This is a genomic window from Streptomyces sp. NPDC050704, from assembly GCF_040654355.1.
In the GTDB taxonomy this organism is placed as follows: domain Bacteria; phylum Actinomycetota; class Actinomycetes; order Streptomycetales; family Streptomycetaceae; genus Streptomyces.
Genome location: NZ_JBFAHW010000042.1, coordinates 15,302 through 41,688 on the forward strand (window position 1 = coordinate 15,302; position 26,387 = coordinate 41,688).

At 70.0% G+C, this 26,387-nt stretch carries 23 protein-coding genes and 1 pseudogene; 12 read left to right on the top strand and 12 right to left on the bottom strand.

Going from position 1 to position 26,387, the window contains the following annotated elements; all coding sequences use genetic code 11:
* The first annotated feature begins 26 nt into the window (after window positions 1–26).
* The 3 genes from AB0I18_RS24535 (at window position 27) to AB0I18_RS24545 (ending at window position 4,150) form a co-directional block, all read left to right on the top strand.
* Window positions 27–1,040 carry a saccharopine dehydrogenase gene (locus AB0I18_RS24535; RefSeq protein ID WP_363107704.1) on the top strand — a complete coding sequence of 338 codons (1,014 nt, stop codon included), beginning with the start codon at window positions 27–29 and terminating at the stop codon, window positions 1,038–1,040.
* A 572-nt stretch (window positions 1,041–1,612) separates the two neighbouring features.
* Window positions 1,613–3,010: a M1 family metallopeptidase gene (locus AB0I18_RS24540; RefSeq protein ID WP_363107705.1), complete on the top strand. Its 1,398-nt coding sequence runs from the start codon at window positions 1,613–1,615 to the stop codon at window positions 3,008–3,010.
* 354 nt (window positions 3,011–3,364) lie between these two features.
* Window positions 3,365–4,150 (top strand): SDR family oxidoreductase, encoded by a 786-nt coding sequence (locus AB0I18_RS24545; protein ID WP_363107706.1) that lies wholly within the window; start codon window positions 3,365–3,367, stop codon window positions 4,148–4,150.
* A 19-nt stretch (window positions 4,151–4,169) separates the two neighbouring features.
* Here the strand turns inward: AB0I18_RS24545 and AB0I18_RS24550 are convergent, their stop codons facing one another.
* From AB0I18_RS24550 to AB0I18_RS24560, 3 genes are all read right to left on the bottom strand, one after another.
* Complete coding sequence (locus AB0I18_RS24550) at window positions 4,170–5,966, bottom strand: ABC transporter permease subunit (RefSeq protein ID WP_363107707.1); 1,797 nt, start codon at window positions 5,964–5,966, stop codon at window positions 4,170–4,172.
* Between the two features lie 6 nt (window positions 5,967–5,972).
* Window positions 5,973–7,496, bottom strand: coding sequence for an ABC transporter substrate-binding protein (locus tag AB0I18_RS24555; protein ID WP_363107708.1), 1,524 nt, complete (start codon window positions 7,494–7,496; stop codon window positions 5,973–5,975).
* Window positions 7,497–8,477: 981 nt separating this feature from the next.
* Entirely contained in the window at window positions 8,478–9,668 is a 1,191-nt protein-coding gene (locus tag AB0I18_RS24560) for an epoxide hydrolase family protein (RefSeq protein ID WP_363107709.1), read from the bottom strand.
* A 64-nt stretch (window positions 9,669–9,732) separates the two neighbouring features.
* Between AB0I18_RS24560 and AB0I18_RS24565 the strand changes: the two genes are divergently transcribed.
* From AB0I18_RS24565 to AB0I18_RS24585, 5 genes are all read left to right on the top strand, one after another.
* On the top strand, window positions 9,733–10,689 hold the full coding sequence (locus AB0I18_RS24565; protein WP_363107710.1) for a YafY family protein: 957 nt from the start codon (window positions 9,733–9,735) through the stop codon (window positions 10,687–10,689).
* 404 nt (window positions 10,690–11,093) lie between these two features.
* A complete protein-coding gene (locus AB0I18_RS24570; RefSeq protein WP_363107711.1) occupies window positions 11,094–11,354 on the top strand; it encodes a hypothetical protein in 261 nt (86 codons plus the stop codon).
* Window positions 11,355–12,193: 839 nt separating this feature from the next.
* On the top strand, window positions 12,194–12,478 hold the full coding sequence (locus AB0I18_RS24575; protein ID WP_363107712.1) for a hypothetical protein: 285 nt from the start codon (window positions 12,194–12,196) through the stop codon (window positions 12,476–12,478).
* A gap of 337 nt (window positions 12,479–12,815) precedes the next feature.
* A complete protein-coding gene (locus AB0I18_RS24580) occupies window positions 12,816–13,379 on the top strand; it encodes a hemerythrin domain-containing protein (protein ID WP_363107713.1) in 564 nt (187 codons plus the stop codon).
* Between the two features lie 261 nt (window positions 13,380–13,640).
* A complete protein-coding gene (locus tag AB0I18_RS24585) occupies window positions 13,641–13,808 on the top strand; it encodes a hypothetical protein (RefSeq protein ID WP_363107714.1) in 168 nt (55 codons plus the stop codon).
* Window positions 13,809–13,916: 108 nt separating this feature from the next.
* Here the strand turns inward: AB0I18_RS24585 and AB0I18_RS24590 are convergent, their stop codons facing one another.
* The 7 genes from AB0I18_RS24590 to AB0I18_RS24620 form a co-directional block, all read right to left on the bottom strand.
* A complete protein-coding gene (locus AB0I18_RS24590) occupies window positions 13,917–14,438 on the bottom strand; it encodes a hypothetical protein (RefSeq protein ID WP_363107715.1) in 522 nt (173 codons plus the stop codon).
* A 220-nt stretch (window positions 14,439–14,658) separates the two neighbouring features.
* The gene (locus tag AB0I18_RS24595; protein WP_363107716.1) at window positions 14,659–15,435 is read right to left on the bottom strand and encodes a metallophosphoesterase; all 777 of its coding nucleotides are present in this window, start codon (window positions 15,433–15,435) and stop codon (window positions 14,659–14,661) included.
* Window positions 15,432–15,719, bottom strand: coding sequence for a BON domain-containing protein (locus AB0I18_RS24600; protein WP_363107717.1), 288 nt, complete (start codon window positions 15,717–15,719; stop codon window positions 15,432–15,434). Before AB0I18_RS24600 ends, AB0I18_RS24595 begins: the two co-directional genes overlap by 4 nt.
* Window positions 15,716–16,426 carry a hypothetical protein gene (locus tag AB0I18_RS24605; protein WP_363107718.1) on the bottom strand — a complete coding sequence of 237 codons (711 nt, stop codon included), beginning with the start codon at window positions 16,424–16,426 and terminating at the stop codon, window positions 15,716–15,718. Before AB0I18_RS24605 ends, AB0I18_RS24600 begins: the two co-directional genes overlap by 4 nt.
* 318 nt (window positions 16,427–16,744) lie before the next feature.
* Window positions 16,745–18,196, bottom strand: a complete 1,452-nt coding sequence (locus AB0I18_RS24610; protein WP_363107719.1) for a cytochrome P450 — start codon at window positions 18,194–18,196, stop codon at window positions 16,745–16,747.
* A gap of 203 nt (window positions 18,197–18,399) precedes the next feature.
* Entirely contained in the window at window positions 18,400–18,873 is a 474-nt protein-coding gene (locus tag AB0I18_RS24615) for a carboxymuconolactone decarboxylase family protein (RefSeq protein WP_363107720.1), read from the bottom strand.
* A gap of 166 nt (window positions 18,874–19,039) precedes the next feature.
* Window positions 19,040–19,867 (bottom strand): siderophore-interacting protein, encoded by an 828-nt coding sequence (locus AB0I18_RS24620; protein WP_363107721.1) that lies wholly within the window; start codon window positions 19,865–19,867, stop codon window positions 19,040–19,042.
* A gap of 253 nt (window positions 19,868–20,120) precedes the next feature.
* Between AB0I18_RS24620 and AB0I18_RS24625 the strand changes: the two are divergent.
* A pseudogene (locus AB0I18_RS24625) lies at window positions 20,121–20,603 on the top strand (GNAT family N-acetyltransferase); the annotation flags it as partial.
* Window positions 20,604–20,746: 143 nt separating this feature from the next.
* On the opposite strand, the gene AB0I18_RS24630 reads toward AB0I18_RS24625, so the two are convergent.
* Window positions 20,747–21,664, bottom strand: coding sequence for an NAD(P)-dependent oxidoreductase (locus tag AB0I18_RS24630; RefSeq protein ID WP_363107722.1), 918 nt, complete (start codon window positions 21,662–21,664; stop codon window positions 20,747–20,749).
* Window positions 21,665–21,802: 138 nt separating this feature from the next.
* Here AB0I18_RS24630 and AB0I18_RS24635 point away from each other — a divergent pair, with 138 nt between their 5' ends.
* Window positions 21,803–22,399 carry a TetR/AcrR family transcriptional regulator gene (locus AB0I18_RS24635; RefSeq protein ID WP_363107723.1) on the top strand — a complete coding sequence of 199 codons (597 nt, stop codon included), beginning with the start codon at window positions 21,803–21,805 and terminating at the stop codon, window positions 22,397–22,399.
* 21 nt (window positions 22,400–22,420) lie between these two features.
* Here AB0I18_RS24635 and AB0I18_RS24640 read toward each other — a convergent pair whose 3' ends face one another.
* Window positions 22,421–23,500 carry a helix-turn-helix transcriptional regulator gene (locus AB0I18_RS24640; protein WP_363107724.1) on the bottom strand — a complete coding sequence of 360 codons (1,080 nt, stop codon included), beginning with the start codon at window positions 23,498–23,500 and terminating at the stop codon, window positions 22,421–22,423.
* Window positions 23,501–23,697: 197 nt separating this feature from the next.
* On the opposite strand from AB0I18_RS24640, the gene AB0I18_RS24645 reads away from it, so the two are divergent.
* Window positions 23,698–25,155: an FAD/NAD(P)-binding protein gene (locus AB0I18_RS24645; RefSeq protein WP_363107725.1), complete on the top strand. Its 1,458-nt coding sequence runs from the start codon at window positions 23,698–23,700 to the stop codon at window positions 25,153–25,155.
* 251 nt (window positions 25,156–25,406) lie between these two features.
* Window positions 25,407–26,372 (top strand): fructosamine kinase family protein, encoded by a 966-nt coding sequence (locus AB0I18_RS24650; protein ID WP_363107726.1) that lies wholly within the window; start codon window positions 25,407–25,409, stop codon window positions 26,370–26,372.
* Window positions 26,373–26,387 lie beyond the last annotated feature (15 nt).

The window sequence follows — 26,387 nt, forward strand, 5'->3', positions numbered from 1 at the left end:
GTCCGTGGACGCGAGAGGAACTCACAGTGGGACAGTCGAACTCGGTACTGATCTTGGGTGGTTCGGGCCAGGCGGGCGCGGGGACCGCCGACCTGCTGCGCCGATGGCACCCGGCGCTGCCGCTGACGATCGCGGGTCGTGACATCGACCGCGCACAGCGGGTGGCCGACAAACTCGGCGCCGCCACTGCCGTGACCATCGATCTGCGGCGCGGCGATCTCGGCCTCCCGGCCGATCACAGCTGTTCGGCGGTGGTCGCCGCGCTGTGGGACGACCACCTGCACGGGCTGCGCTACGCGCAGCACCACAGGGTGCCGTACCTGAGCATCTCCAGCGGCCTGACGGATGTCGCGCTGGAGGTCGTCGCGGGCGCCCAGCGGCCCGGCGCCGCGCCGATCCTGGTGGCCAGCCACTACTGCGCCGGTGTCGGCGTCCTCGCGGCACTGCACTCGGCCCGGGAGTTCGACCGGATCGACACCATCCGCATCAGCACCGTACTGGACGAACTGGACGCCGGCGGGCCCGCGGGAACAGCGGATCTGGAGCGGTTGTCCACCGCCACCTCGGCGGGATTGGTACGCCGTGACGGCGTCTTCACCTGGATCACCGGCCCCGACGCGGAGGCGGATGTGACCAGTACCGACGGCACCGTCCTGAGCGGCCGGAGCATCCCCATCCTCGACGTACCGAGCCTCGCCCTCGCAACGGGTGCGCCGAACGTCCGCTTCGACTTCGCCGTCGGTGAGTCCGCGGGCCGGCGCCGCGGCGAACCCGCCTCCAACGAGACCCGGATCGACCTCGAAGGAACAGGACCGACCGGCGCACCGCTCAGGACCATTCGCTACCTCGTCCGCCCGGCGGGGCAAAACCCCCTGACCGCACTCGGCATCACCCTCGGTGTCGAACGACTGCTCGGGCTGCGCGGCGAACCCGTAACGCCGGGCATCCACACCCCTGAAGGACTGCTCGACCCGGCCTACGCGGTCGAGCGGATGCTGGAGATCGGCGCCACCTTCGTCGACGCACCCGGCGACGACTGAACACGGCCGCAGGCGCCGGACCATAGCGGCGGGCGCTGGTGGTGCTCTCGCAAGGGCGGCCCGGGGATGCCTGGACGAGCTCCATCTGCATACCCCAGGGGGTGCGGAAGTAGATCCACCGGTTTCCCGCGATGGGGCCGCCCGGAATGGTCCGGGCTGCCCCGACCATCCCGTGAAGAAGGCCACAGCCTGGTCGAGGTCGGGGGCCGTGTGCGCGACGTGGTCCACATTGGTGGCTCCCGGGATGCCTGCACGCCGAACGGCGGGGCGCGCGGGAGCCGTTGGGACCGCCGAGGTCATGAGGCGACGGGCAGGCGGGGCGGCATGGCGGCGGTGAGGTGCCGAAGTGCCACGGCGACCAGGACGAGTCGCATGCCGTGGTCGCCCGCGCGCAGGCGTGCTCGGCCGTTCAGTCGACCGTTCAGTCGACCCGACCGGACGCCCGACCCACGGCACCGGCTCGGTCGGCTTTCCGGGGTCCGGCAAGCATTCCCGCGCCCAAGCGGAGTTGATCCCCTCGGTTGTCGCAGGTGTGGGTCGAGTGCCAGACCGATATGGCAAGATCCGCTGCCATGTCATCCTTACCCGCGTGGTCGTCAACGGCCGGTCGCCGTCTGTTCGTTGCCCTGCTCGCGTTGCTCCTGGCAGCGGCCGCCACCATGGCCGATGCCGTCACCGCGCCCAAGGCCGAGGCGAGCACCTCCGAGGCCGCGACGCCCGACCGCCTTGACTACGACGTGACCCTGCGCGCCGACACCGACGGCTCCCGGTGGACGGGCCGGCAGCGGGTATCGTTCCGCAACGCTTCCGACCGGCCCCTGCGTGAGGTGTACGTACGTCTGTGGGGCAACGGCGAAGACGCGTGCGGTACGCCTGACAAGCTGTCTCCCGTCGAGGTCTCCGAGGTCCGCGGTGGCACGCCTGGCCCCCTCACCGTGAACTGCACGGCGCTGCGCATCACCCTGCCGAAGCCGCTCGCCCGCGGCGAGCGGGCTGCCATCGCCTTCGACGTGTCCATCACCGTGCCCGAGCGCAACAACCGCTTCGGCCGCGAGGGCGCGTTCCGCTTCCTGGGCAACGCACTGCCGGTGCTCGCCGTGCACGACGCGAAGGGGTGGCACCTCGATCCGTATGTGTCGACCGGCGAGAGCTTCTACGCCCTGGCGAGCGACTTCCGGGTGCGCATCGACCACCCGTCGACCCTCAAAATCCCGGCGACCGGCCGCACTTGGACCCGCCCCGGCGAACCCGGACGCACCGTCACACACAGCGTCGCGCACCAGGTGCGGGACTTCGCTTGGGCGGCGGGCCCGTTCCGCACCGCGACCGAGACCTCGCCCGGAGGCGTGCGCGTGAAGTCGTACTGGGCGCCCGACACACCCGCCGCGGGAGTCCGCCTCAACCGCCGGGACGGCGTCGCCGCCGTCGACCGGTTCGGCAAGGAGTTCGGCCGCTACCCGTACGGCGAGATCGACCTTGTGATGACCAAGGAGTTCGGCGGCGGCATGGAGTACCCCGGCCTGGTCATCCTCGGGACCACCGAGGAGGGCGGCGCGGTCGTCCACGAGGTCGCCCACCAGTGGTGGTACGGCATCGTGGGCAACGACGAATACGGCTCGCCCTGGCTGGACGAGAGCTTCGCCCAGTACGCCAACGCACGCTTCTACGGCTGGGACACATTCGACTGCTGGTCGGAGACCGACTGGCCGAGCGACCGCACCGCGCTGACCAACTCGATGGCCTACTGGGCCGAGCACCGCGGCGAGTACCACGTCATCTACACGGCCGGCCCCTGCGCCCTGGCGCGCCTGGAGCGCACCGTCGGGGCCGACGCCATGGCCCGACTCCTCAAGCAGTACGCCCGCGACCACTGGTACGGCGTCTCCACCACCGCCGACTTCAAGAAGGCCGCACAGTCCGTGACGGACCAGGACCTGGACCCCTTCTGGGAGGAACACCGCATCCGGTGAGACCACCGGCGAGCTGATGGCGGGCAGCGGTCAGGGCGGCTGGTGGAGATGGGTGCGCTGTCCGTCGTGGTCGAGGATGACCAGGATCTCCGCAGGTCCGCCGTGGGCCCTCATGGCGTGGGGGATCATGGTGGAGAACTGTGCCGCCTGGCCGGCCCATGCTCGGCGTTGAACTCACACCGCAGGCTGCCGAATGTGCCCCGCAGTCCCTTCACGGTGTGCTCAATTGCTGCCCGATAACTGGTCTGTTTCCTCGGACGCGGCCTGTGCCGCTGTTCATTCGCTGCCCGCCCGGCCCCAGGGCTCCCTCGGCGTGTCATTCTGCGGGCTCGGTTGAGGAACGCGAGAGGTGTCATGCGCAGAAGAACGGCCACGGTAGTCACGGGCGCCAGCTCGGGTATCGGCAAGGAATTCGCCAGGCGTCTCGCCGAGAGGGGCCACGACGTCGTTCTGGTGGCCCGGCGGCTTCATCGACTCGACCATCTCGCCGCGGAGTTGGTCTCCAGGTACGGCGTTGCTGCGATTCCCGTGCAACTCGACCTGGCCACGCCACGCCCGGGAAGGGAATTACGCGCCCGCCTCGAACGCCACGGCATCACCGTCGGCGGACTCGTCAACTGCGCCGGATTCGGAAAGCAGGCCGTCTTCGCGGAAGCCGACGCGGACGACATGGAGAAACTGATCGCGGTAGACGTCACGGCGGTGGTCGACCTGACAAAGGAGTTCTACGACGACCTCCTCGCGGCGGACTCCGGAATCCTCATCAACGTGGCCAGCCTGACCGGTCATCTGCCCTTCCCCGGAATGGCCGTCTACTCCTCGGCCAAGGCTTACGTGATCAACTTCACAGAGGCCTTGTGGGTGGAAGCGCGCGGAAGCCGTCTCCGTGTCCTGTGCGTGTCGCCGGGACCGACGGAAAGCGAGTTCTTCGCGATCGCGGGCAGTCCGAGCGAGGGCGTCAGTCTGCAGAACCCCGCCCAAGTGGTGGAGACCGCCTTGCGGGCGATCGCGAAGGGACGTCCCAGTGTGGTGGCCGGCCGCACCAACGCCCTGCTGGCTCACCTGGCCCGCAAACTTCCCAGGAAGGTCGTCCTGAAGATGGTCGCGCGACAGGTGCCGCCGGCTCGACGTCACGTATGAGCCCTCTCCGCCATGCCGATCACCTGCCGCTGAGACGGATACCGCGTCTGCCGGTGCGGCGCCGGGCTCCGCTCCCTCCCGATGCCGCACCGGACACGGCGAGAACGGAGAGCAGGACGAGCGCGCCGGCCGGGGCGAGAACGGTCCAGGGTGCCAGTTCCACATACGGCTGGTTCTCCGACAGCAGGCGGCCCCACTCCGGAGTGGGTGGCTGCTCTCCCAGGCCGAGGAAGCCGAGGGAGGCCAGTACGAGGACGGTGGTCGGCAGCCGCAGCAGGGCGTTGCGCAGTACCGCGGGCAGTGCCGCGGGCAGCAGGTGGTGGCGCAGCAGATACCACCGGCCGGCGCCGAACAGGATCGACGCCTGCATGTGCCCGCTCGCCCGTTCCTGTTCGAGCAGCGCCGCGGTCTGGGCGGCGTACGGGCTCCAGGCGACCAGGCACACCGCGCACGCGGCGCCCCAGACCGACGGCCCGGTCAGCGCGGTCGTCAGCAGTCCGGCGAGGACGGCAGGCAGCGTCGACACCACTTCTGTCAGGCCCGCGCCCACCTGGGCCGCCATGCCGAGCAGCAGCCCGATGGCGGTACTGACCGCCGTCACCACGAGGGCGACGCCCGCCGTGCGCAGCGCTCCGTGGCCCAGCCGGGCCAGCAGATCCCGGCCGAGTGAATCCGTGCCCAACGGGTGCGCGGCTGAGGGCGGCAGCAGTCGGGCCCCCGTGTCCACGTACAAGGGATCACGCAGTAGCCCCGCCACGACCAGCGTGAGCAGGGCGACGGCACAGAATCCGGCGATCCAGCGCGTGGTGCGCCGCCGCGGAAGGGCCGGCGGGTTCAGGGCGGGCAGACCGCCGTCCCGCAGCGCGGGGCCGAGGAGAGCGCGGCGCAGGGCCTGGATGAGCAGGCCGGCCGTGACGCCGAGCAGGACGAGGACCAGCGTCGCGGTCTGCAGCGGCGGGAGATCCTGGGCCACGGCGGCGTCAAGGGCGAGCCGGCCGAGTCCCGGGATGTTGAAGATCTTCTCCACCGCGACCGCGCCGCCGACCAGGGCCACGACCGTCGGCAGAAGCTGCGGGAGCACACCGGCCAGCGCGCGGCGCAGCCCGTTCCGGGCGGTGAGGCCGGGCGAGAAGCCGAAGGCGTGCCAGGTCCGCGCCCATGGTTCGTTGAACGCGGCGGGCAGCGACTGATCGAGCAGAGCGCCGATCATCGCCCCGGACGGCACACCGAGGGCGAGCGCGGGCAGCACCATGGACCGCGGTCCCGCCCAGCCGCTGGACGGGAACCAGCCGAGCCACACCCCGCACACGGTGGCGAGCAGCGAGGCCAGCAGGAACTTGGGCAGCGCGGCGAGGACGGCGGCCCCGGTGCCCGCCTGCCGCTGTCGCAGCCGTCGCCGGGTTCCGAGGTGCAGGGTGCGGGCGCAGACCAGCGCGGCCACCGCGATCGTGACCACGAGGGCGCCGAGCATCAGCGTGACGGAGACCGCGAAGGCGGCCGTCACCTGAGGCAGGACCGGTTCGCCCGACACCCAGGAGGTGCCCGCGTCGCCGCGCGGCAGTCCCCCCAGCCAGTGCGCGAGATGCGTGAACGGCCCCTGGTCCAGGCCCAGTTGCTCACGTACGACGGCCAGCTGTCCGGGGGTCGGGTCCTGGTCGGCGGAGCGGGCCCGCAGGACCGTCAGCGCGGGGTCGGTCCTGGACAGCCAGGGCAGCAGGGCGACGGCCGTCAGCAGTGCGGTCCCGGCGACGACCCGGCCGGCCCCCGCACGCCACCGGACCGGACGGACGCCGGCACCGCCCGACGTGACGCTCATCTGCTGCTACTTCGCGTGCGTGTCGACGTCGACCAGGGAGCGCTCGCGGGGGTCGAGGAGCACGCCTTCGACACCGGTGCTGATGCCCTGCACGACCTTCTCGTGGACCAGCGGTACGACGGCGTCGGTGCGCAGGATCTCCGCCTCGGCCCGCATGATCTTCTGCTGCCGCTTCGCCGTATCGCCTTCGCCGGCGGCGGACTTGATGGCCTGGTCGACCTTGGAGTCCTTCAGTCCCGCGATGTTGTAGACGCCGTCGCTGGTGTAGTCGCTCGCGAGGTAGGCGACGGCGTCGCCGGTGTCGAGGAGGGTGACGCGGGAGAAGACCAGTGCGTCGTACTTGCCCGCGAGGAGGTCGGCCTCCATCTGTGTGTACTCGCGTACGTCCTGCTTCACGGCGAAGCCGGCCTTCTCCAGCTGCTGTTGCAGGACGCTCGCGGCTTCGGGCAGTTCCGCGCGGTTGGTGTAGCTGGCCAGGCGCAGCGTCCTGCCCTTGGTCTTCGACTTGACCTGTGCGGTGGTCGCGGCCGCGGCGCGCCCGGTCACCTCGACACGCTTGTCGGCCGCCCAGGAGACGGCGGGCCCGAACAGGCCCTGCGCGGGGTCGGCGTACCCGCCGAAGACCGAGTCGACGAGAGCGGCACCGTCCACGGCCTCACGGGCGGCCGCGCGCAGCGTCTCGTCGGTGAAGAGGCCGCTGCCGGTGTTGAGGACCAAGCTGTCGGTCCGTACGGAGGGCACTTCGTGACGGGTGTCCTTGTCCAGCAGCTTCGCCTGGGCGGTGGGGATCCACTCGGCGATGTCGACGTCGCCGGCGCGCAGGGCGTTGGCGCGGGCGGTGCCGTCGGCGATCCAGCTCACGTCGATACCGGACGCCTTGGCCTTGCCGCCCCAGTGCGCGTCGAAACGGTCGAGGGCGGCCTTGGTCTTGCCGGTGAGCTTCGTGATCTCGAAGGGACCGGTTCCGGTGCCGACCGGGCTGACGGTGCCGTCCTTCGCGTACGCCTTCGGGGAGAGGATGCCCAGCGCGGGGCTGGCAAGCCGCAGCGGGAGCACCGGGTCGGCGGTCCTGGTGCTGATCGTGACGGTGTCGGCGTCCTCGGCCTTGGCGGTCAGGGTCACGTCGCTGAGGACGCGCGGCTTGGTCTCGGCCTCATTGGCATGGTCGAGCGCGTTGACGACGGACTCGGCGGTGACCTCGGTGCCGTCCTGGAACGTGGCCTCGCGCAGTTCGAAGGCCCAGGTGGTGGCGTTCTTCTGGGTCCAGGACTTCGCCAGCGCGGGCGCGGCGACTCCGTCCTCGTCCAGCGCCGTGAGGCCTTCGGCCACGGAGAGCTTGCTCAGGACGGTCGCGTCGTTGCTGTACGGGGACAGGGCCTGCACCGGCGGTACCGCGAGAGCGACCCTGAGACGGCCGGACTGCCCCGCCTCGCCATCCGCACTCGAACCGCCCTCGCCGGAGACGAAACAACCGGCCAGCAATGGAGTGAGAGCAAGCGTCGCGAAGAGGCCACGGGAGGCGGTGCGCATGGTGGGTCCTGTCGTGCGGGGAAGGGACGGTCACGCCCCTGCACACCGGATGCGACGGCGAGGGCCGCGTCAGCATATAAGGCAAGGCTTACCAAATTTCCACCCGGGTAGGTGAAGCCTCAATCACTGAGGTTTCACCTACCGCGCAGCCGGCACCAGGGACCGGGCCCTGCCTTAGGGCCGTCAGCTCGTTCGTGGTGACTGGGAGGCGCCGGAGCAGGTGCGCAGCTCCCGGGTGGTGACTGACGGCTGGCATGGGATCTGAAGTTCCGTCATCCCCAGTGAAGTTCGATCAGCAGCATCGATGTGAAGACGCACTCCGTGAAGGGAGCGGTCGATGGGTCTGGCCGTGGTGCGCAACCTCTCGTCCGCGCGTGGTCGAAAACACGCAAGCATGGAAGCGAGAACTCGACAGGATCGGGCGGCGGCTCACGTCCCGCCCCCTCCTGCCCCCGCTGGTCGCTCACCGCCTCAACCAGCGCCGAGCTGAGATCACGCAGTCCCTGCTCAGCAACGGAATCCCGGTGACCGCCCCGTGAGCTCTCCGGACCAGGACCTACCGTACGTACTCGTCCGCAAGCGCATGGAGAAGATGCTGGCCGCCTGCCGAGACGCCAACCGTCGACCGAGCGTCCTCGCATTTGCCCGCAGCCTCGGCATGAGCAACACGACGTTCCGCCGGCGCTGTCCCGACCTTGTCCAGGAGATCTCCACCCACCGAACGACCTCCAACGACGAAGGAGCACGTGAGCCATCGGCCCAGGACACCCTGATCGCTCGCAACGCCAAGCTGCGGCGCCGCAACCGCGAACGTTGCGTCGTAGGTGGCCATTGTGTCGCGGCATGGTTGGCCGGTTCCGGGGGCGTGTTCGTAGCGCGTTGTTACTGCCTTGAACGCGAGAGGGCCCCGGCATCAGCACCGGGGCCAGGCCGCGGTCGAATCACTGGCATCCGGGCCGTAGGCGGGTCGTCGCTGTGAGATCAGCGCAGGTCGCGGAAGAACTCCCTGACGTCGCGGGTCAGCAGGTCGGGGGCCTCCAGGGCCGCGAAGTGTCCGCCGCGGTCGAACTCGCTCCAGCGGACGACGTTGTTGGCTTCCTCGGCCCAGTGCCGGATCGCCGTGTCGCCGGCGAAGTTCGCCACCGCGGTGGGCACTTCGGAACGCGTGAGGGGGAACCACCCGGCCTGGGCGTACTTGCTGCCCTCGTAGTACATCCGCGCTGACGAGCCCGCTGTCGCGGTGAGCCAGTACAGCATCACGTTGGTGAGCAGGGTGTCCCGGTCGACCGCGTCTTCGGGCAGTTCGGCGGAGGGGTTGGACCACTCCTTGAACTTCTCGATGATCCAGGCGAGCTGGCCGGCGGGCGAGTCGGTGAGGCCGTAGGCGAGGGTCTGCGGACGCGTCATCTGGATCGCCATATAGCCGGAGCCGTCGGCGGCGAACATGCCGAGTGCCGCGAGGCGCTGCCGGTCCTGGTCCGTCAGTTTGGCCACCACGTCCTCCGGGGTGGGGCCCATCGGCTGGAAGCCGAGGGTGGCGGCGTTCACGTGGATTCCGATGACCGACTCGGGCGCGACCCGGCCGATCTCCGGTGTGATCAGCGCGCCCATGTCGCCGCCCTGGGCGGCGAAGCGCTCGTAGCCGAGGCGGTGCATCAGCTCCACCCAGGCCCGGGCCACCCGGTTGGGATTCCAGCCCGCTTCGCGGGTGGGTCCGGAGAAGCCGAAGCCGGGAACGGACGGGATGACCAGGTGGAAGGCGTCGGCCGCATCGCCGCCGTGGGCGCGCGGGTCGCTCAGCGGGCCGATCACGTCGAGGAACTCCACGATCGAGCCCGGCCAGCCGTGGGTGAGGATCAGCGGCACCGCGTCCGGCTCGGGCGAGCGCAGGTGCAGGAAGTGCACCTGGGTGCCGTCGATCTCCGTCATGAACTGCGGGAGCTCATTCAGTGCGGCCTCGTGCTCGCGCCAGTCGTAGCCGGTGCGCCAGTAGTCGACCAGCTCGGCCAGGTATCCGGTGGGGACACCGAGGTCCCAGCCGGCGCCGGGCAGCTCGTCCGGGAAGCGGACCCTGGCCAGGCGCTCATTCAGATCGTCGAGGTCGGCCTGCGGGATCTCGATCCGGAACGGACGGATCTCGGGTTTGGTGTCAGCGGTGTTGTGGTTCGTCACGCCCACCATGACACCCCCTATTGCGGAAGGATGGCTTCCGCAATAGGGGGTAGAGTAACGCAATGTGATGACCGTCTCGGCCCGATTGCTCCAGGTTCTGTCCCTGCTGCAGGCCCGCCCCTCCTGGACCGGGCCGGAACTCGCCGAGCGGCTTGGGGTGAGCGCGCGCACGGTGCGCAGCGACATCGACAAGCTGCGCGAGCTCGGCTATCCGGTGCATGCGCTGCCGGGCGTGGGCGGCGGTTACCGGCTCGCGCCCGGGGCGAAGCTGCCTCCCTTGCTGCTCGACGACGACGAGGCCACCGCCGTCGCGATCGGCCTGAACAGCGCCACCGGTGGCGCGGTCGCCGGGATCGAGGAAGCGGCCACCCGCGCGCTGGCCAAGCTCGAACAGGTCCTGCCCTCCCGGCTGCGCCACCGGATCAGCCTCCTGCGCGCCTCCACCGTCACCCCCAAACACGGCGGACCGACCGTCGCCCCGGAGGTTCTGACCGCGATCGCCGCGGCCTGCCGGGACCAGCACCGCCTCCGCTTCGACTACCGCACCCACGACGGCACCGACCAGCGCAGGGAGATCGAGCCGTACCGGCTGGTGCACCTCGGCCGCAAGTGGTACCTCGTCGGCTGGGATCCCGGCCGCGCCGACTGGCGCACCTTCCGCGTCGACCGGATGCAGCCCCGCACCCCCACCGGGCCCCGCTTCACACCCCGCGAGCCCCCGGAACAAGACCTCACCGCCTACGTCACCAAAGGCGTCGACGCCGCACTCACCCGCTACCGCGCACGGGTGCTCGTGCACAAATCGGCCACCGACCTGGTGCAATGGCTGACCCCGGCCACAGTCGTCGAAGCCGTCGACGACCACACCTGTCTCGTCCACGTCGGCGCGGAGACCCCGCACATGCTCGCCGCACACATTCTCGTCATCGACGCCGACTTCGAGGTCGACGGTCCCCCCGAACTACTCGACGCCCTCCACACGATCGGCGACCGCTGCCACGCGACACAACACCGGCGATGAGAGAGGAGCGGCTCACCCAGGCCCAGCCACGCAGTGCCGCTTCTCGGCATGTGACCGCAAGTCGCCGCAGCGAGAGCGGTCACGGGACGTCACTGGCCAAGTAGCGCTCAAAAAGGCCAACCATCGGGCAACGTCCGACCGCACCAGACAACGGCGCAGGGTGGTCAACGGTCAATCGCGAACCCTGTCCACAACTTCGCCCAGCACACCGCCGGTCTGCCCGTCGGCATGACCGACCAGCTGCAGCTGTGGTTCGACACCATGCTCCACGGCGGCGGCACGGCCCCCAGACGCCGGGCCCGGCACGTGGAGACCATCCACATGCACATCCTTGGCATGGCCCCCTCTGGCGCGCGTGGGCCCAGCACGGCCGCGACTCGTTCGCCGAGATCACCACCGACGACGTGACCGGGCCCCTGCCCGCCAAGGGCACCAACCGGATCCTCGCCGAACAGGACCTGCGCTCGCTGTTCACCGTGCGCGAGGCCCGTCGACGGGTGTTCGCCGACCCCACCCGCGGGCTGAGCCTGACCCGCCCCAACACGACCGTCCCACTGCCGGTCGACACCCAGAAGATTCGCGGCCTTCTCAACTCGCCGGATCCGACAGCCGCGTTGGCCGTCGCCCTGGTCGCCTTCCACGCCCTGACCGGCCCGCAGATCTAGGCGCTCACGCTGACCGACATCGTCGACGGCAGGCTCGCCCTCGACCAGCGCACCATTCCTCTTGCCGGCCCCGTCACCAGCCGCCTGCGCGCCTACCTCGACCACCGCGCACGCACCTGGCCCGACACGATCAACCCGCACCTGTTCGTCAGCAGGAAGACCGCGGGGCGCACCAGACCCGTCGGCAGGCAGTTTCCCTTTCACGCCCTGGACATCTCCGCAAACGCGCTGAGAGACGACCGGATCCTGCAGGAGATCTATGCCACCGGCGGAGACGTACGCCGACTCTGCGACTACTTCGTCCTCAGCGTCGAGTCCGCCCTGCGCTACCGCGGCGCCCTGGACCACCCCGAACCAGATTCCAGACGCGAGAATGGAGCAGATCGCGGTATCTGACACGATATCCGCAGATCTGCTGACAGAGATCGGCCTGGCTGGGGGCGTTCCGGGCCGAGCCATTTCAGGCATGGTTGATCCACTCTCGGGAGGGGTCCCGAGGCTGAGAAGGTAAGTTTTCTGGCCCGGCAGCGGCGAGTGAGGTGACATCTTCAGTGGGATGGCGGGGTAAATCTCTGAATGATCGCGCGCGAAAGAACGGGCGGCCGTGGGCCGTGGACAATTCATCCGGCACCCCCTCGCGAAGGCCGCTGCCGCCAGGCCCGAGGGCCAGTCGAGCCGCACTGTCCTGCCTCGCCCTTGGGATCACGCTGGCCGCCTACGGGCTCACTGACCTTATTACAGCCGGCAGTGAATACCAGGTTGTTTTCGTCAAATCCGGAGGCGGATGTTCGGGAAGGGAACTTTACCTGGATAGTCGTACGGGGCGTCCAGTGCCGTGCATGCCTACCCTGGGGGAAGACACCCTCGAAGGGAAATCTCCGTTCTCGGCCAAAGAGGAAGAACGCGTCCTGAAAATGGCGAGCGACCTGGGATCTGACTCGGACGGCTTGTCCAGCACGGACAGAGCCGAGATCGAGCGCCTTGTGCACTCGATCGGCGCCGCGAATGGAGATCCGGACGAGTCGAAGAATCGAGCTGGCTCGCCCGCACATATATCCTTTCTCGTCGGCGTTCCTCTGACAGCGATAGGCATCTTCTGGACTGTACTCAGCCGCGTGAGTTGAAAAAGATGCGTCGCATCGGCAGTCAGAAAACGTCAATTGAAGGAATACCGGGGCGTTGGCCGCGCTCATCGGCACTTGCGGCTGATTGCTGAGTGTTACCCAAGACCGTCGACAACCATTACTCCACGACGCTGATGAAACGGCCAACCAGAACCGGGAACCCGCGACCCCACGTACACTCATCGCCGCACCTCCAAGCGCTGCATAGGAATTGAGAAACCGCCAGTCGCAGTGAACTCACGGGAGTTTGTCGACATCGTGTGATCCCGTCGCCCGGGGGCACTCGGGAGCCGTTGCGGGTCCGTCCGGGGCCGCGCTCAGGCTGGAGGTGAAGGACATGGGTCATGGTGGGAACGTCATCGATGAGCTGGTGACCGATCACCGGGAGGTCGAGGAGATCTTCGGCCGCATCGAGGCCCTGCCGTCCGGTGACAAGGACCGCAAGGTGTACGCCGACCAGGCCACGATGGAGTTGGTCCGGCACTCGGTGGCCGAGGAGGCCTACCTCTATCCGGCCGTGCGGGAGCACGTGGCCGGCGGCGACGCCCTGGCCGACAAGGAGCTCGAGGATCACGCCAGGGCCGAGCAGATCATGAAGGATCTGGAGGGGTGCGAGGCCGGCGATCCCGACTTCGACCGGCTCGTCGGCATGCTGATGACCGAGATCCGCTCGCACCTGACCGACGAGGAAGGAAACCTCTTCCCGAAGCTGCGCTCGAGTTGTCCCGTCGAGGCCCTCGACGAGCTGGGCGACAAGGTCCGACAGGCGAAGAAGATGGCGCCGACCCGTCCGCACCCGTCCGCTCCGGACAAACCCCCGGCCAACAAGCTGCTGGCCCCGGGCGCGGGACTGGTCGACCGGTTGCGTGACACGCTGACCGGGCGCGGCAAGAAGGGCTGACACCGGCGCTGTCGGGCGGCCGGCCATGCGGGTGTCGGCCGCCCGGCGGCGTATGGGTCCGTCGCGGCGGGACCCTGTCGGCGCATCAGGTCGGCGGCGCGCCGTCCAGACACACCCTCCACGAAAAGCGTGAGCACTCTCCTCGAGAGTGCTCACGCTTTCGGCAACTGGTGTCCCAGCAGAGGGGATTGGCCAACAGCGTCCGGCGGCGACCGGCCCCTGTACGTCCCCGCGCGCCCCTCCCCCGCCCTGGCCGAGCTCGTGACCGTGTCGCTCGTGGGCGGCGCCGGGTTCTTCGCTGCGGCGCTTCGGTGCGGTCTGGTCTCCATGGTGCTCGCCATCGGCGGCATCCTGGGCGCTGTCCCCGGCGTCCGGGACGGCATCGGCACGGTGAGGGCCTCGGCGGGCCGTCCACGACGGGTCAGGTGACGGAGCTCTCCGGGGCACGCCGGGCGTTGGTGACTGGTGGACCGGTCATCGCGGGCAGTGCTGAGCGCAGCCTGCCCGACGGGGCGAGCGGGCCGCAGCACAGCGCGCTCAGGCGATGAGCGCCTGTCCCGGATTCAGGCGGTCCTGGAGCTGGTCGCGGTGCAGCCCGGCCACGGGTGCCAGGAGGTCGGGGTGGCGCAGCAGTGCCGCCGCGGCCCGGTCGCGTGTGTCCGGTGCCACCAGGCGCCTGAACTCCACCGGCACACCGGGCGAGTGCCCGCCTTCGGCGACCGCGGCCACCGCGAGGCCGGCCAGCTCGGGGTCGGTGAGCAGACAAGCCGCCCAACTCGCCACGACCTCGTCCACCCAGGTGCGCCACGCGGATGCGTCGGTGTCGCCGCCCGCGTCCGCGCCGGTCGTCCAGTCCAGCCCGGCCGAGCCACCGGGCCCCGCCATACCGACCAGTGCGACGTCGGTCGGCGTCGGATACCGCAGCCAGGCCGCGACCGTCACGGCCTGCCGGGCCTGCACCTCGCAGAGGGCGGCGGCCAGCGCGCCGCCGCACGCCGGGTAGGAGCGCGTCAGCCACTGGGTGGTCGCCGCGATGAGCGAGGAGAGATCTGCGAGCACTGCCGGCCGTCCGAGTACTTGCGGTGAACAGGGAACTCCCTGAACGGTAGCCCGCGCACAAGGGGGGCGGACGCGGCCCGGATCTCACGGCGTCCGTGGCTTCGACCACATCGGGACGGCAGCCGGGACAGCAGACGGGACGGGCGGCGTCGCAGCGGCGTCTCGATCGGACGGCCCTCGGCCGGGTGCGACCGCAGGTGCGTCGGGGTGCTCCGGAAGTTCAGCCCGGCATCCCGTTCCGCATCGCGTTCGCTGTCCCGTTCGGCATCGGCGCTCGCGCCCGGACGTGGTAGACGTGGAAGGCCCGTCCGATGACCGGCTGAGCGACGTTCCGCACCTTCACCCCGCCGCTGGTCATGCCGTGCTCGGTGCCGAGATGCGCGTGACCGTGCACGGCGAGGTCCGCACCGGCCGTGTCGATGGCCTCGGCGAGCAGGTAGCTCCCGAGGAAGGGATAGATCTCCGGGGGTTCACCGGCGAGCGTGTCCGGGACCGGGGAGAAGTGGGTGAGGGCGATCCGTACGTCGCAGCCCTGCTCGTCCAGAGCCACCAGTGAGGCCTGCAGCGTCTCGGCGGACCGGCGCGAGTACCGTACGAACTCCTTCATGACAGGCTCGCCGAACTCACCGGCGCAGCGGCCGACGAACCCGCCTCCGAACCCCTTGGTGCCGGCCACGCCGACGCGTGCGTCCCCGCAGGTCACGACGGTGCCCTGGCCTTCCAGAACGCGTGCGCCCGCGTCCTCCAGGACGGCCGTGACCTCGTCCGGCCGTTCGTGATGGTGATCGTGGTTGCCCAGGACCGCGACGACCGGGACCGCGAGGCCCTGGATCTCCCGGGCCACCACCTGGGCCTCTTCGAGCGTGCCGTGGCGCGTCAGGTCACCGGCGAGCAGCAGCAGGTCGGCACGTTCGGGCAGGGTCTCGAAGGCGGGGCGGAGCAGGCCCTGGCTCTCGGGTCCCATGTGGATGTCTCCGACGGCTGCGACCCGGATCACGGGAGGTCCTCCGCACGGTCGGGTGAGGAGTTGTCCGCGACGAGGACGTCCGAATGGACGGGGTGTCCCGCCAACTCCGCACGGGCGAGGCGGAGAACGTCGTCGCGGCACTGCGCTGACGGGACGGTGCCGGTCAGCAGGACCGCCTCGCCGCGGATCTCGACCCGCACACCCAGTTCGCCGAGCGGGCCGGCCGCCAGGTGGTCGGCGAGATGGGCAACCCGGTAGTCCAGGTTTCCGGCTGCCGGAACGACAGGAGTGTGTTCTGTGTCCCGGTGACTCATGACTGTCCCTCCTCCGAGTCCTCCTTCGGGGCGATGACGTTCAGGCGTTCGAGAAGGAAGAGGAAGGCGGCGGGCATGGGCTGGTGTCCGCAGGTGGCCCGTACATCCTCCCAGTGGACTTTCTCGCGCAGCGCGCGGGCGACGGGGAGCACCGTCCCGAAGTCGCAGTGGTGCTCCGAGAAGGCGGTGATCAGGCTCCGCATCAGATCCGTCGGCGCCAGTACGGGCATGTGCACCGAGTCGACCGGGATCAGCTGCGCGCGGGCGAGCATGTCCGGGGTGACGGGCCGGTGTGCCAGCTCGAAGATGATGTCGACGTCCTGCCCGAAACAGGTGGTCTTCAGCAGCCAGTCCTCCGGCGGCCGGTGAACGGGCAGGCAGGCTTCGCGCAGGGTGGCCGCCACGGCCTCGGCTTCGTCGGGGGTCACGCAGAAGTCGACGTCGTGTTGCAGGTTCCGGCTCCCGCCGTGGGCGTAGACGGCCACGCTTCCGCCCAGTGCGAAGGCGTGGCCCTTCCTCTTCAGCAGGGCGCCCACCTGTTTGGCCGCCTCGAGAATGGCCTGGCTGTGGTCACGGGGCAGGTCGCGCGCCTGCGACGCGTGACGCGACACCGGCTCGGGAGCCTCCGTCTCCGTCGCCGTCGCCAGCCGGAGATCGGGGACCTCGGATCGCCGGGCGAGTGTCCTGTCCTCTCCGTCCTGCGCCATGGCCACTCCATTCGCCGTACTCAGCGGTCCGGCACAACACCCGTACGAGACCAGGACCACTGCCGGGGCGCCCCGAGTACCCGGGACACCGCCTTCGACACAGCACCGGGGATACGGCACCGCACCGGGATCACGGCATCTGGGTTTGCGAGTCGGCTATCAGGAAATTCGGTCTACGTGTCGCGGTGCCCGCCTGCCGCGACGGACCCGGGTGGCCTGCGACGACGGGATGGTCGGAGTAGCCCACCGCGACACACCAGACGCCCGGACGCGTTGTCGGGACCGTGCCGGCCGTCATACACACGGGAGCGCGGTCGGTCAGTTCCCGGGCTCCTCGTTGCCCTCACGCGGGGAGGCATCGCTCCGGGAGAAGACCATGGTCAGTCGGTCGGGCTTGACCGTGACGACGGCCTGGCGTCGCGGCGGGGGCGAGGTGAGCCGGATTCCGGGCCACTCCTGAATGATCGTCGCGAGGATGATCAGCAGTTCGGCCCAGGCGAAGTTCTCGCCGATGCACTTGCGCCGCCCGTCGCCGAAGGCGAGGAAGGAACCGCGTGTGGCGGCGGTGCGCTCCGAGGTCCACCGGTCGGGGTCGAAGACCTCCGGGTCGGGAAAGTACTCGGGGTCGTGCTGGTGCAGGTATGGGCTGTACACGACGTCGGCGCCCTTGGGGATGGTGTGCCCGCCGAGGTCGACGGTCCGGGTGGCGGTGCGGGTCACCAGCCAGGCCGGCCCGTACTTGCGGATCGTTTCCTGCAGGACGCGGCGGGTGTACGGCAGCGCGTCCAGGTCCTCGTAGCGCAGGGGCCGGTCCCCGCACACCGACTTGAGTTCCTCGCGCAACTGCCGTTCGACCTCGCGGTTTCCGCTGATCTCATAGAGCGCCCAGGCCAGCGTGGTTCCGGTGGTCTCGATGGCACCGGTCAGCAGCGTGATCGCCTCGTCCTGGAGCTGCTGCCGACTGAGCCGGCCGGTCTGCGGATCCTCGGCGGTGAGGAGCGTGGTGAACAGCCCGGCCGCGTCGCTCCGGGCGGCGGAGTGCGGGCACTGCCCGGCTTCGGCCGGCTGTCCGGTCGTGGGTATGAGGGCCGGTTTCCCGGCGGGATGGTGGTCGATGGCCTCGTCGATGAGGGCGCGGAGCCGGGCCACGCGCTGCGCGTGCGCGCGGTTGGCCGGCAGTGGCAGCGCGGTGATCCAGCCGGGCAGGAGGGTCTGCCGGATGGTGCCCTGCATGATCGCGGGCATCAGCGCGATGAATTCACCCTCCAGATGGCCGGGGAGGTCCGCACCGAACAGGGCGGCGAGGAAGACGGCGAGCGTGAGCGCGTTCATGTCCTCGTAGACAGGTCGCCGCGAGGCCTCACTCCACTCACCGACCATGGCCCGGACCTGGTCGATCATGAGGTCGCCGCGGTCCGCGATGTGCGCCTTGTTGAACATCGGCTGCATCAGACGGCGGTTTCTCAGGTGTGTGTCGCCGTCGGCGACAGTGGCGAGCCCGTCCCCGAAGAACACCCTGAGCGCATCGATGATCTTGCCACCCTTGGCGAAGGACGCGGCGTCACTGACCAGCACCTTCCGGGTGAGGGCTGGGTCAGTGACGACGTACGCGGGCGTAGGCCCGATCCGTATGCGCACGACGCTGCCGTGGTTACGGAGGGAGGTGATGAACGGCAGTGGTCTGCGGGCGAGTTGGACGCCGTGCCCGATCAACGGGAGGGCTCCGGGTGCGGTCCGTGTAGGGGTGGACGGTGTCGGCATGACATGCATAGCGGAGGTCACTCCTTGTGGGGGGCCGTCGGGGGCGCCCCATGCATGTCCACTGCCAGATCGGTAAATGCCTCCCCTCTGTGATCACTGCGTCACACTCACGACCGCGACAGCGGGACAGATCGGGATCAAAGGCCGTCTGTAGGCGGGTGGTTCAGCGTCCCTGGTCGTTGTCGTGGCCGTTGTCGTGGCCGTGGCCGTGGTCAGCCGAACTGGCCCGGCTGGTAGTCACCGGCGGGCTGCCGGACGATGACGTTCATGCGGTTGTAGGCGTTGATGAGGGCGATGAGGGCCACCAGGGCGGTCAGTTGGTCCTCGTCGTAGTGCTTGGCGGCGTTCGCCCAGGCCTCGTCGGTGACTCCGCCGGCGGCGTCGGCGATGCGGGTGCCCTGCTCGGTCAGTTCCAGGGCGGCCCGCTCGGCGTCGGTGAAGACCTTGGCCTCCCGCCAGGCCGCGATCAGGTTCAGGCGTACCGAGGATTCCCCGGCGTGAGTGGCGTCCTTGGTGTGCATGTCGGTGCAGAAGCCACAGCCGTTGATCTGGCTGGCACGGATCTTCACCAGCTCCTGCGTCGCCGCCGGGAGCGTGGAGTCCGTTACGACCTTGGCCGCGGAGTTGATGTGCCTCGTGAGCTTGGTCGCCACGGAGTTGCCGAAGAGGTTGAGTCGAGCGTCCATGATGGTCTCCTTGCCGTGCGGACGGTTACACGGACTTGACGGAAACAACCCGGCGAGATGTGACAGCCCAACGGGCCCCATGAGGGTGACGTGCGTCTCACATGACATGCCTGTCGTGCCGACAATCGCCGTCGGTGGAGTGACTTCAGGTCGGAGACCGCCCTGTTCACCCCGCGAGACTCGCCCGTTGCGCCTCGTGCTTCCAGAAGCCCGAGAACGTGATGCGCTTCTTCGGGAGGCCCGCTCGGTGCAGATGCCGGCGCCCTTCGGTGGCGAGTGTCGATTCACCGACGACGAAGGCGTATCCAGCCGCGTCGGGGCGGGCGTGCCTGCGAAGTTCGTCGAGTGCGGCCGCGCCGGGTACGGACGTCGGGTTGTCGCGCACGACCCAGGTCACGGTCATACCGGCCGGTGCGTCGAGGTCGCGTCGGTCGCCGCCGGTGGGCACCTCCTGGATGAGGCGGCCCACGGTGTCACGGGGAAGGGATCGGAGAATCCCCGCGGTGGCGGGCAGGCCACTCTCGTCGGCCACGATGAGGACTTCGGACGCGTCGCGAGGACAGTCGAAGAGGAGGCCCTGATCGAGTACGGCGAGTGCGTCGCCGGCGCGGGCACCGCAGGCCCAGAGCGCCGCGCCGCCTTCCAGTTCTCCGGTCGGCCCGCGGTGGACGACGAAGTCGATGTCCATTTCCGCGGTTTCGGGACGGAAGCCGGCCACGGTGTAGTTCGAGCAGTGCGGCCGTTCGACCTCGGGTATGGCCAGGTAGGACGGCCACCATCGCGAGCCGGAGACGTCCGGCAGCCGCAGCGTGGGCTGGTGGGACAGTTGCTTGAACAGGCGGAACCAGTGGTCGTAGCCCAGCCAGGGGAATTCGGCGAGGTCCGCGCCCGTGACGGTGACACGGTGCATGGAGGGAGACACGCGCCCGGTCCGGACGACCTCGGCGCGGAACAGCCTGGGGTGCTGCGGCATGAGCCGCGGGATCTTCGCCATGGAGGCAGGCTAACCGAGTCACTAAGGTTAGGCTAACCTTCTTGTACGAGTTCGGGTGAGGAAGCAGCCAAGTCCCTGCCCATGCGCGGACACTTGCCGGCGCGATGACGGCGGTCAAGGGCACGCCCCACTTCCTGTACCTGCTCGCCCGCACCCGGCGGTAGAGGGCCCGCACGCCACGACACCACCGACACCCACCGACCCGGCCGCACCCGCCGCATGGGGCCGCACTCCGGTACGTAATACTCTCCCAATGAATTCGAGCATTACGTCCAGGGGCGGGCCGCCGCCCACGGTACGGCGGGCCGTCGCGCGGGACGCCAAACGGCTCACGCGGCTCGTGCGCGGCTCGCGCGCCTACAAAGGGCAGTACGCGGCCATGGTGGCGGACTATCGGGTGGGTCCCGACTACATCGAGACCCACCGCGTCTTTGTAGCCGTTGCCGCCGACGGGCACGAAAGCGGTGTACTCGGGTTCTACTCGCTCGTCCTCGCCCCGCCGGAACTTGACCTGATGTTCGTCGCCGACGGAGCTCAGGGACGTGGCATCGGACGCCTGCTCGTCGCGCACATGGAGTCCGAGGCCCGCGCCGCCGGGCTCGATCGCGTCCGCGTGGTGTCGCATCCGCCCGCCGAGGGCTTCTACCGCAGTGTGGGGGCGGTGCACACCGGGACCGTGTCCGCGAACCCGCCCGCCGTGGTGTGGGACCGGCCCGAGCTGGAGTTCCTCATTCCGCCCGCCGCGGCGAAGGCGGCCGGCCCGGCTTCCCAGAGCCGTCCGGGCGTTCCGGCTCGTTCGGCTTCGGCCTCGGGTTCGGGTTCGGGTTCGGGTTCGGGTTCGGGGCGAACGGCGTAGGTCCCGGTCTTGGTCCGGCCCTCTCATTCCTCCAGCGTTTTCCCGTCGTCCGGTGAGCCGTGCAGGCGTGTGCTGTCGGTCCGGGCCTCGATGGCGCGCAGTACCGCCACCATGTCCTCGCCGCCGTGGCCCTGCGCCACGGTCTCGTCGAAGAGGGTGTGACTGACGTCGAGGAGAGGGGAGGCCAGGCCGGCCTTCCGAGCGGCGTCCGCGATCAGCTCGTTGTTCTTCAGGACGTCCGCGGCCGCCGCCTGGACGACGAAGTCGCGGGCCAGCAACTTGGGCGCCTTCATACGGGAGACGGCGCTGGCCATCGGCCCCGCGTCCAGGACATCCAGGAACAGGCGCTGGTCGAGCCCGTGCCGGTCGGCGAAGTGGAACGCCTCGGTGAGCCCGGTGACCAGCGTGATCAGGAACAGGTTCACCGAGAACTTCATCAGCAGCCCACCCGGGACAGGGCCGCAGCCGAACATCTCCCGGCACATGGGGGCGAGCAGGGGCCGCACGGCCTGCACGGCATCGTCGTCACCCGCCGGCATCGCCACCAACTGCCCCTGCTCCGCCGGGACGCGGGAGCCGGAGACCGGCGCCTCGACGTATCTTCCGCCCGCGGCCCGGATGTCGTCCTGGAGGTTGCCCGAGTACTCCGGTGAGGTCGTGCCCATGTGGACGACGGTGTGTCCGGCGACGCGCGCGGCGAAGTCCGGGGTGCCACGCCCCAGGACCGCGTCGACGGCGCTCTCGTCGGCCAGCATGAGGATCACGACGTCGGCCCGGTCGAAGACCTCGGCGGGTCCGGCGGCGACCTCGGCCCCGGCGGCTCGCAGAGGTCCGCACCTTGCGGAGGTGCGGTTCCAGACGACGAGGCGCGTCCCCGCGCGGGCGAGGTTCAGCGCCATGGGCTGTCCCATGACCCCGAGGCCGACGAATCCCACGTCCACGATGCACCGCCACTTCCGGCCCACGCTGCGGTGAGGCCGTCGTCGCCGTCGACTATGACAGTGGTCATAGTAGTCGGTTCTATGACGGCGGTCATAGGGTGGCACCGGAAGCTCACGGAACGGTGATGGAGGTCGACGATGGCGGTGTCCGAACGGGGGCCACGCGAGCGGATGGTCTTCAGCGCGGCCCAGCTCATCCGGCGCGACGGGGTCGCCTCCACGGGTATGCGCGAGGTCGCCGCCCGCGCCCGGGCGCCGCGCGGCTCGCTCCAGCACTACTTCCCCGGCGGCAAGGAGCAGCTCGTCAACGAGGCCGTGGACTGGGCGGGACGGTACGCGGGCAACCGGGTCGCCCGCTTCCTCGGCGCGCTGCCCGAGCCGACGCCCGGCGGGCTGTTCGCCGAGATGGTGCGCCAGTGGACCGACGAGTACGAGGCCGGCGGCTTCGTAGGCGGCTGCCCCGTGGCCGCCGCCACGGTGGACTGTGCGCAGTCCGCCGTGTCCACACGGGAGGCCGCGTCCACCGCCTTCACCACGTGGACCGGCTCGATCGCCCGGGCTCTGGCGGACATGGGCGTGCCCGAGGAGCGGACGACAGCGCTCGCCACGCTCATGATCAGCGCCCTGGAGGGGGCGATCCTCATCGCCAGGGCCGAGCGGGACGTCCGCGCCCTGACGACCGTGGCCCACGAACTCGGCCCTCTCCTCGACGCCGCGGTGACCGAGGCCGACTGACCGCCACCTGTCGTCTGTCACTCAGTGAGCACTGTGCATCGTGAACAGCCTCGCGACGAGTTCGCCCCGGCTGGAGACCTCTGCCTTGCCGAAGACTGCCTTGAGATGGTCACGGACGGTGTGCGGGGAGATGAACAGCGTTGCGGCGATCTCGGTGGTGGGCAGCCCGCGTGTGACGAGCTGGGTGATCTCCAGCTCGCGCGGCGTCAGACCGTAGGCCTCGGCGATGAGGACCGCCAGATCGGCCCCGTCCGCCGGCTCGATGACCAGCGCCACCGGACCAGGTCGGCCGGCGGGGCCGCTGAGACAGGAGGCGTGACAGGTCAGCCAGCGGCCGTCGACGGTTCGGATACGCGCCCTCGCGCCGCCTCGGTCGCGGCCACCGGCGATCGCCCGCGCCTGCAGCGCTGTGGCGACCACCCAGATCGGCAGCCTCAGGCCCAGCTGCGAGGGGATGGAAGGGCCGGCAGGGAGCCGCGCGAAATGCTGCCGCGCCTCCTCGTTGATCGACGTCGGCTCGCCGGACGGGTCGAAGAGCACCAGTCCGGGCATGGGTGCGTCGGTCCTGCCGCCGGATGCGGACGGGCGGGCGAACCGGCGCAGCCGCGTGGCCAGCGGACCGGACAGACCGGCGAGCAGCGCGGTCTCGGCCGGGCCGAACGAGGCGCCACCGCGCATACGGAACAGGCTCACCACGGCCCATGGCCGGCCGCCGACCCGCAGCACGGCCCGTAACTCGTCGTCCACGCCCTGGCTCCCGAGCAGCCGGCGGAAGCGCGCACTGCGCGCGGGCGCGTCGCCGGTGGCCGCACGCAGGCCGGCCGCCGGGACGGCGGCGCGGGCGAGGTCCCGGAACGGGAGGACGTTCTCCTCCAGGAGTTCGCTTTCCCAGTAGTCGGCGCAGCGTTCGCGGGAGCCGAGGTTCTCCACCAGCATCGGCGCGGTGATGAGACCGGTCTCCGGGTCGGTGGCCGCCCATACGGCCGAGTCGAACGGCATGACCCGCCGCAGCTTGGCGGACGTCCCGCTGAAGAGTTCGAGTGTGTCGCCGGCCCGCTCCGCACCTGACAGCACCTCGGCGTGGCGACGCGCATCGGACATTCAGGTGCCTCCCCTGGTCTGGATGCCGGTCAGCCTGCCCGAACTCCTGTCCTGCGCCAATCCCTCGTTCGAGGGGGTCATCGCCGGTCGATCACCGCTCGCGGGGGATGGGGCTCGGCTCCGGCGACGGCGAGGCTCGGAAAGGCCCGGGACCCGTTCGGTGGCGGCCTGGAACGCGAAGGGAAGACGGAGAGACCATGGACAACAGAGACATCGCAATCGTCGGAGCGGGCGCTGCCGCGGTCGGCCTGCTGGACGCGCTGGCGGCCACCGTCGGCAACACCGGCAGTCCTGGCTCGATCACGGTGTTCGAGCCGTCCCCGCATCTGTGGCGAGGCCGTCCGTACGGCCCCGACCTGGACTCGGTGCTGGTCAACTCACCACCTGCCGTCATGTCGATCCGCCACCTGGACTTCGGGCACTACGCGGCTTGGCTGGGCACGCGTGGTGCCGCCCACCTCGACGAGTTGCTGGGACAGCCGTTGGTTCCGCGGGCGCTGTACGGCGAGTACCTGGCGCACACCGCGGAGACGGCGTCGGCGACCCTGCGCGAAGCCGGCTGGCGCGTATGCGTCGTCGCCGCCCAGGTCACCGGGGCGGTCCGGTCCGGGGCCCGCTTGTCGCTGCGCACCGCGGACGGACGCGGGCACGATGCCGACCACGTGGCCCTGTGCGTGGGCGGAGGGATGCCGCAAGACCACTACGGCCTCGGGCACGCCCCCGGTTTCGTGAGCGATCCGTACCCGTTGGCACGCAGGCTCGACCGGGTCCCGCCCGGCAGCGACATCGCGGTGATCGGGAGCGGCCTGACCGCGGTGGACGTCGTCGTGTCGCTCGCCGCGCGCGAACACACCGGGCAGATCACACTGCTGTCCCGCAGCGGGGTGCTGCCGCACGTCTGGCAGCGTCCGGTCGGCCACCGGCCGCGGCACGTGACCGCCGAGCGAGTGGCGGCGCTGCACCGTGCGCACGGTGTCGTCACGCTCGACGGCCTCATCGGGTTGCTGCGCGCCGAACTGGCGGAGGCGGGAGAGGACTTCGAGGACTTCGTGGCCGAACTGCTGGCGACCGAGACCGATGAGCCGGTCCGGCGACTACGGACGCAACTGGCCGCTGTCGACGACCCCAGGATCGGCCGCCGGGTTCTCCAGGAGACGGCGCACACCCTTGCCCCGTACGCGTGGCGGCTGCTGCCCGAGCCCGATCGCAGGCGACTGCGGCGTCACTTCCGCATGGCGACCAGCGTCGCCTCACCGATGGTCCCGGTGAACGCCTCCACCATGATGCGGCTGCTGGACTCCGGGCAACTCGCCGTCGCCGCGGGCGTCCGCAGGATCGAGGCGGCGCACGGGCGGTTCCGGGCGAGTGGCGACGACGGCGAACGCACTGCCGACGTCGTCGTCAACGCCGTGAATCCGCCGCCGCGAGCGATACCTGACGCGGCCCGACAGCTGGTCACGTCACTGCTGGCCGACGGCTCGGCCGAACTGCACCCATCCGGTGGGCTGGTCCCGGTCGACCCGCGTCTGCACGTGATCGGGGACTTCGCCGGCGACGGTCCGTTCATCACCTCAAGCATCGCCGGCACAGCCGCCCGAGCCGCGGCGGCCGCTCAGGCGATCATCACCGCGCAGGACGCGGCGCGGGTCGCCTGACCCCGACGGTGAGCCGGGGTCTCCTCGTTGATCGACGGCGGCCCTACGGAGGTTGCGTTGAGGCCGCTCCGACCGGCAACCGCACGGGTTGCGGACCTGCCTGCGTCCCACACGCCACCAAGGACTTGTCCAGATGTTGCCGCGGTGCCCGAATACCTTCGGAATGGAAGGGCCACAATGTGCACGTCGGCGATGCCGGCGCGAGCATGGACTCGTTCTTGGCCTGATGCTTTGATGCGCGGATGCCGGAGATGGAGATTCTTCAGGAGCGACTGCGGGAAGCCGGGTTTGCCGCGGAGTCGGTGGAGGCGGCGACGGGTGGCGTGGTTGCCCTCGCAGGGGTGGCCACGTTACGTGACGGCGGTCGGGTCTTCGCGAAGACGTTGCGTGGCATGACTGCGGACGTGTTCGAGGTGGAGTCGGCCGGGCTGATCGCTTTGCGGAAGCGGGGCCGCGCGAACACCCCAGCCGTGCTGCACGCGTCCCGGGGGCTCTTGGTGTTGGAGGTGCTGGGTCCACGGCGCGACGACGAGGACTTCTGGGAGCAACTCGCGCACATGGTCGCCGGCCTGCACACATCGCGGGTCTCCGACCGGTTCGGTTGGCACCGGGAGGGCTGGCTGGGGCGGATGCGCCAGGACAACGCCTGGGAGGAGGACGGGCATGTGTTCTTCGCCGAGCGCAGGATCCTGCGGTGGTTGCCGGAGCCGCTGGTCGAAGCGGCGTTCGACCGTGAGGAGCGCCAGGCCGTGGAGCGGCTGTGCGCCGCGCTCCCCGAGCTGATCCCGTCCCGGCCGCCGGCCTTGACGCACGGCGATCTGTGGAGCGAGAACATCCTCGCCGACAGTACCGGCGCGCCGGTACTCATTGATCCTGCGGTGTCCTGCACCTGGCCCGAAGTGGATCTGAGCATGTTGTGGTGTTCGCCGCGTCCGCCCGCCTCTGAGCGGTTCTTCGCCGTCTACGAGCAGGTCGCGCCGCTCGATGACGGCTGGGAGGACCGGATGCCCGTCCTGCACCTGCGGGAACTGCTCAGCACCATCGCGCACGGTGACGACAACGGCGGGGGCGCCGCAGAAGCTGTCCGGAAGGTCATCGCACCGTTCAGACATCGCGACGCCGCATGCTCCGCAACGGCCTCGGGTGCGGCCGTCGACCATTCACGATGCGGTGTCCCTTCCGGGTTGTGCCCACCGTCAGCTGCGCACCCCGGCTGAAACGCCGACGCTGCC

Coding starts and splice junctions, on each gene's coding strand:
- AB0I18_RS24600 (WP_363107717.1), bottom strand. CDS start 15,719: ATGAGTCACCGGGACACAGAACACACTCCTGTCGTTCCGGCAGCCGGA.
- AB0I18_RS24550 (WP_363107707.1), bottom strand. CDS start 5,966: ATGAGCGTCACGTCGGGCGGTGCCGGCGTCCGTCCGGTCCGGTGGCGT.
- AB0I18_RS24540 (WP_363107705.1), top strand. CDS start 1,613: ATGTCATCCTTACCCGCGTGGTCGTCAACGGCCGGTCGCCGTCTGTTC.
- AB0I18_RS24610 (WP_363107719.1), bottom strand. CDS start 18,196: ATGCATGTCATGCCGACACCGTCCACCCCTACACGGACCGCACCCGGA.
- AB0I18_RS24650 (WP_363107726.1), top strand. CDS start 25,407: ATGGAGATTCTTCAGGAGCGACTGCGGGAAGCCGGGTTTGCCGCGGAG.
- AB0I18_RS24645 (WP_363107725.1), top strand. CDS start 23,698: ATGGACAACAGAGACATCGCAATCGTCGGAGCGGGCGCTGCCGCGGTC.
- AB0I18_RS24640 (WP_363107724.1), bottom strand. CDS start 23,500: ATGTCCGATGCGCGTCGCCACGCCGAGGTGCTGTCAGGTGCGGAGCGG.
- AB0I18_RS24615 (WP_363107720.1), bottom strand. CDS start 18,873: ATGGACGCTCGACTCAACCTCTTCGGCAACTCCGTGGCGACCAAGCTC.
- AB0I18_RS24620 (WP_363107721.1), bottom strand. CDS start 19,867: ATGGCGAAGATCCCGCGGCTCATGCCGCAGCACCCCAGGCTGTTCCGC.
- AB0I18_RS24580 (WP_363107713.1), top strand. CDS start 12,816: ATGGGTCATGGTGGGAACGTCATCGATGAGCTGGTGACCGATCACCGG.
- AB0I18_RS24545 (WP_363107706.1), top strand. CDS start 3,365: ATGCGCAGAAGAACGGCCACGGTAGTCACGGGCGCCAGCTCGGGTATC.
- AB0I18_RS24635 (WP_363107723.1), top strand. CDS start 21,803: ATGGCGGTGTCCGAACGGGGGCCACGCGAGCGGATGGTCTTCAGCGCG.
- AB0I18_RS24575 (WP_363107712.1), top strand. CDS start 12,194: ATGCCTACCCTGGGGGAAGACACCCTCGAAGGGAAATCTCCGTTCTCG.
- AB0I18_RS24605 (WP_363107718.1), bottom strand. CDS start 16,426: ATGGCGCAGGACGGAGAGGACAGGACACTCGCCCGGCGATCCGAGGTC.
- AB0I18_RS24555 (WP_363107708.1), bottom strand. CDS start 7,496: ATGCGCACCGCCTCCCGTGGCCTCTTCGCGACGCTTGCTCTCACTCCA.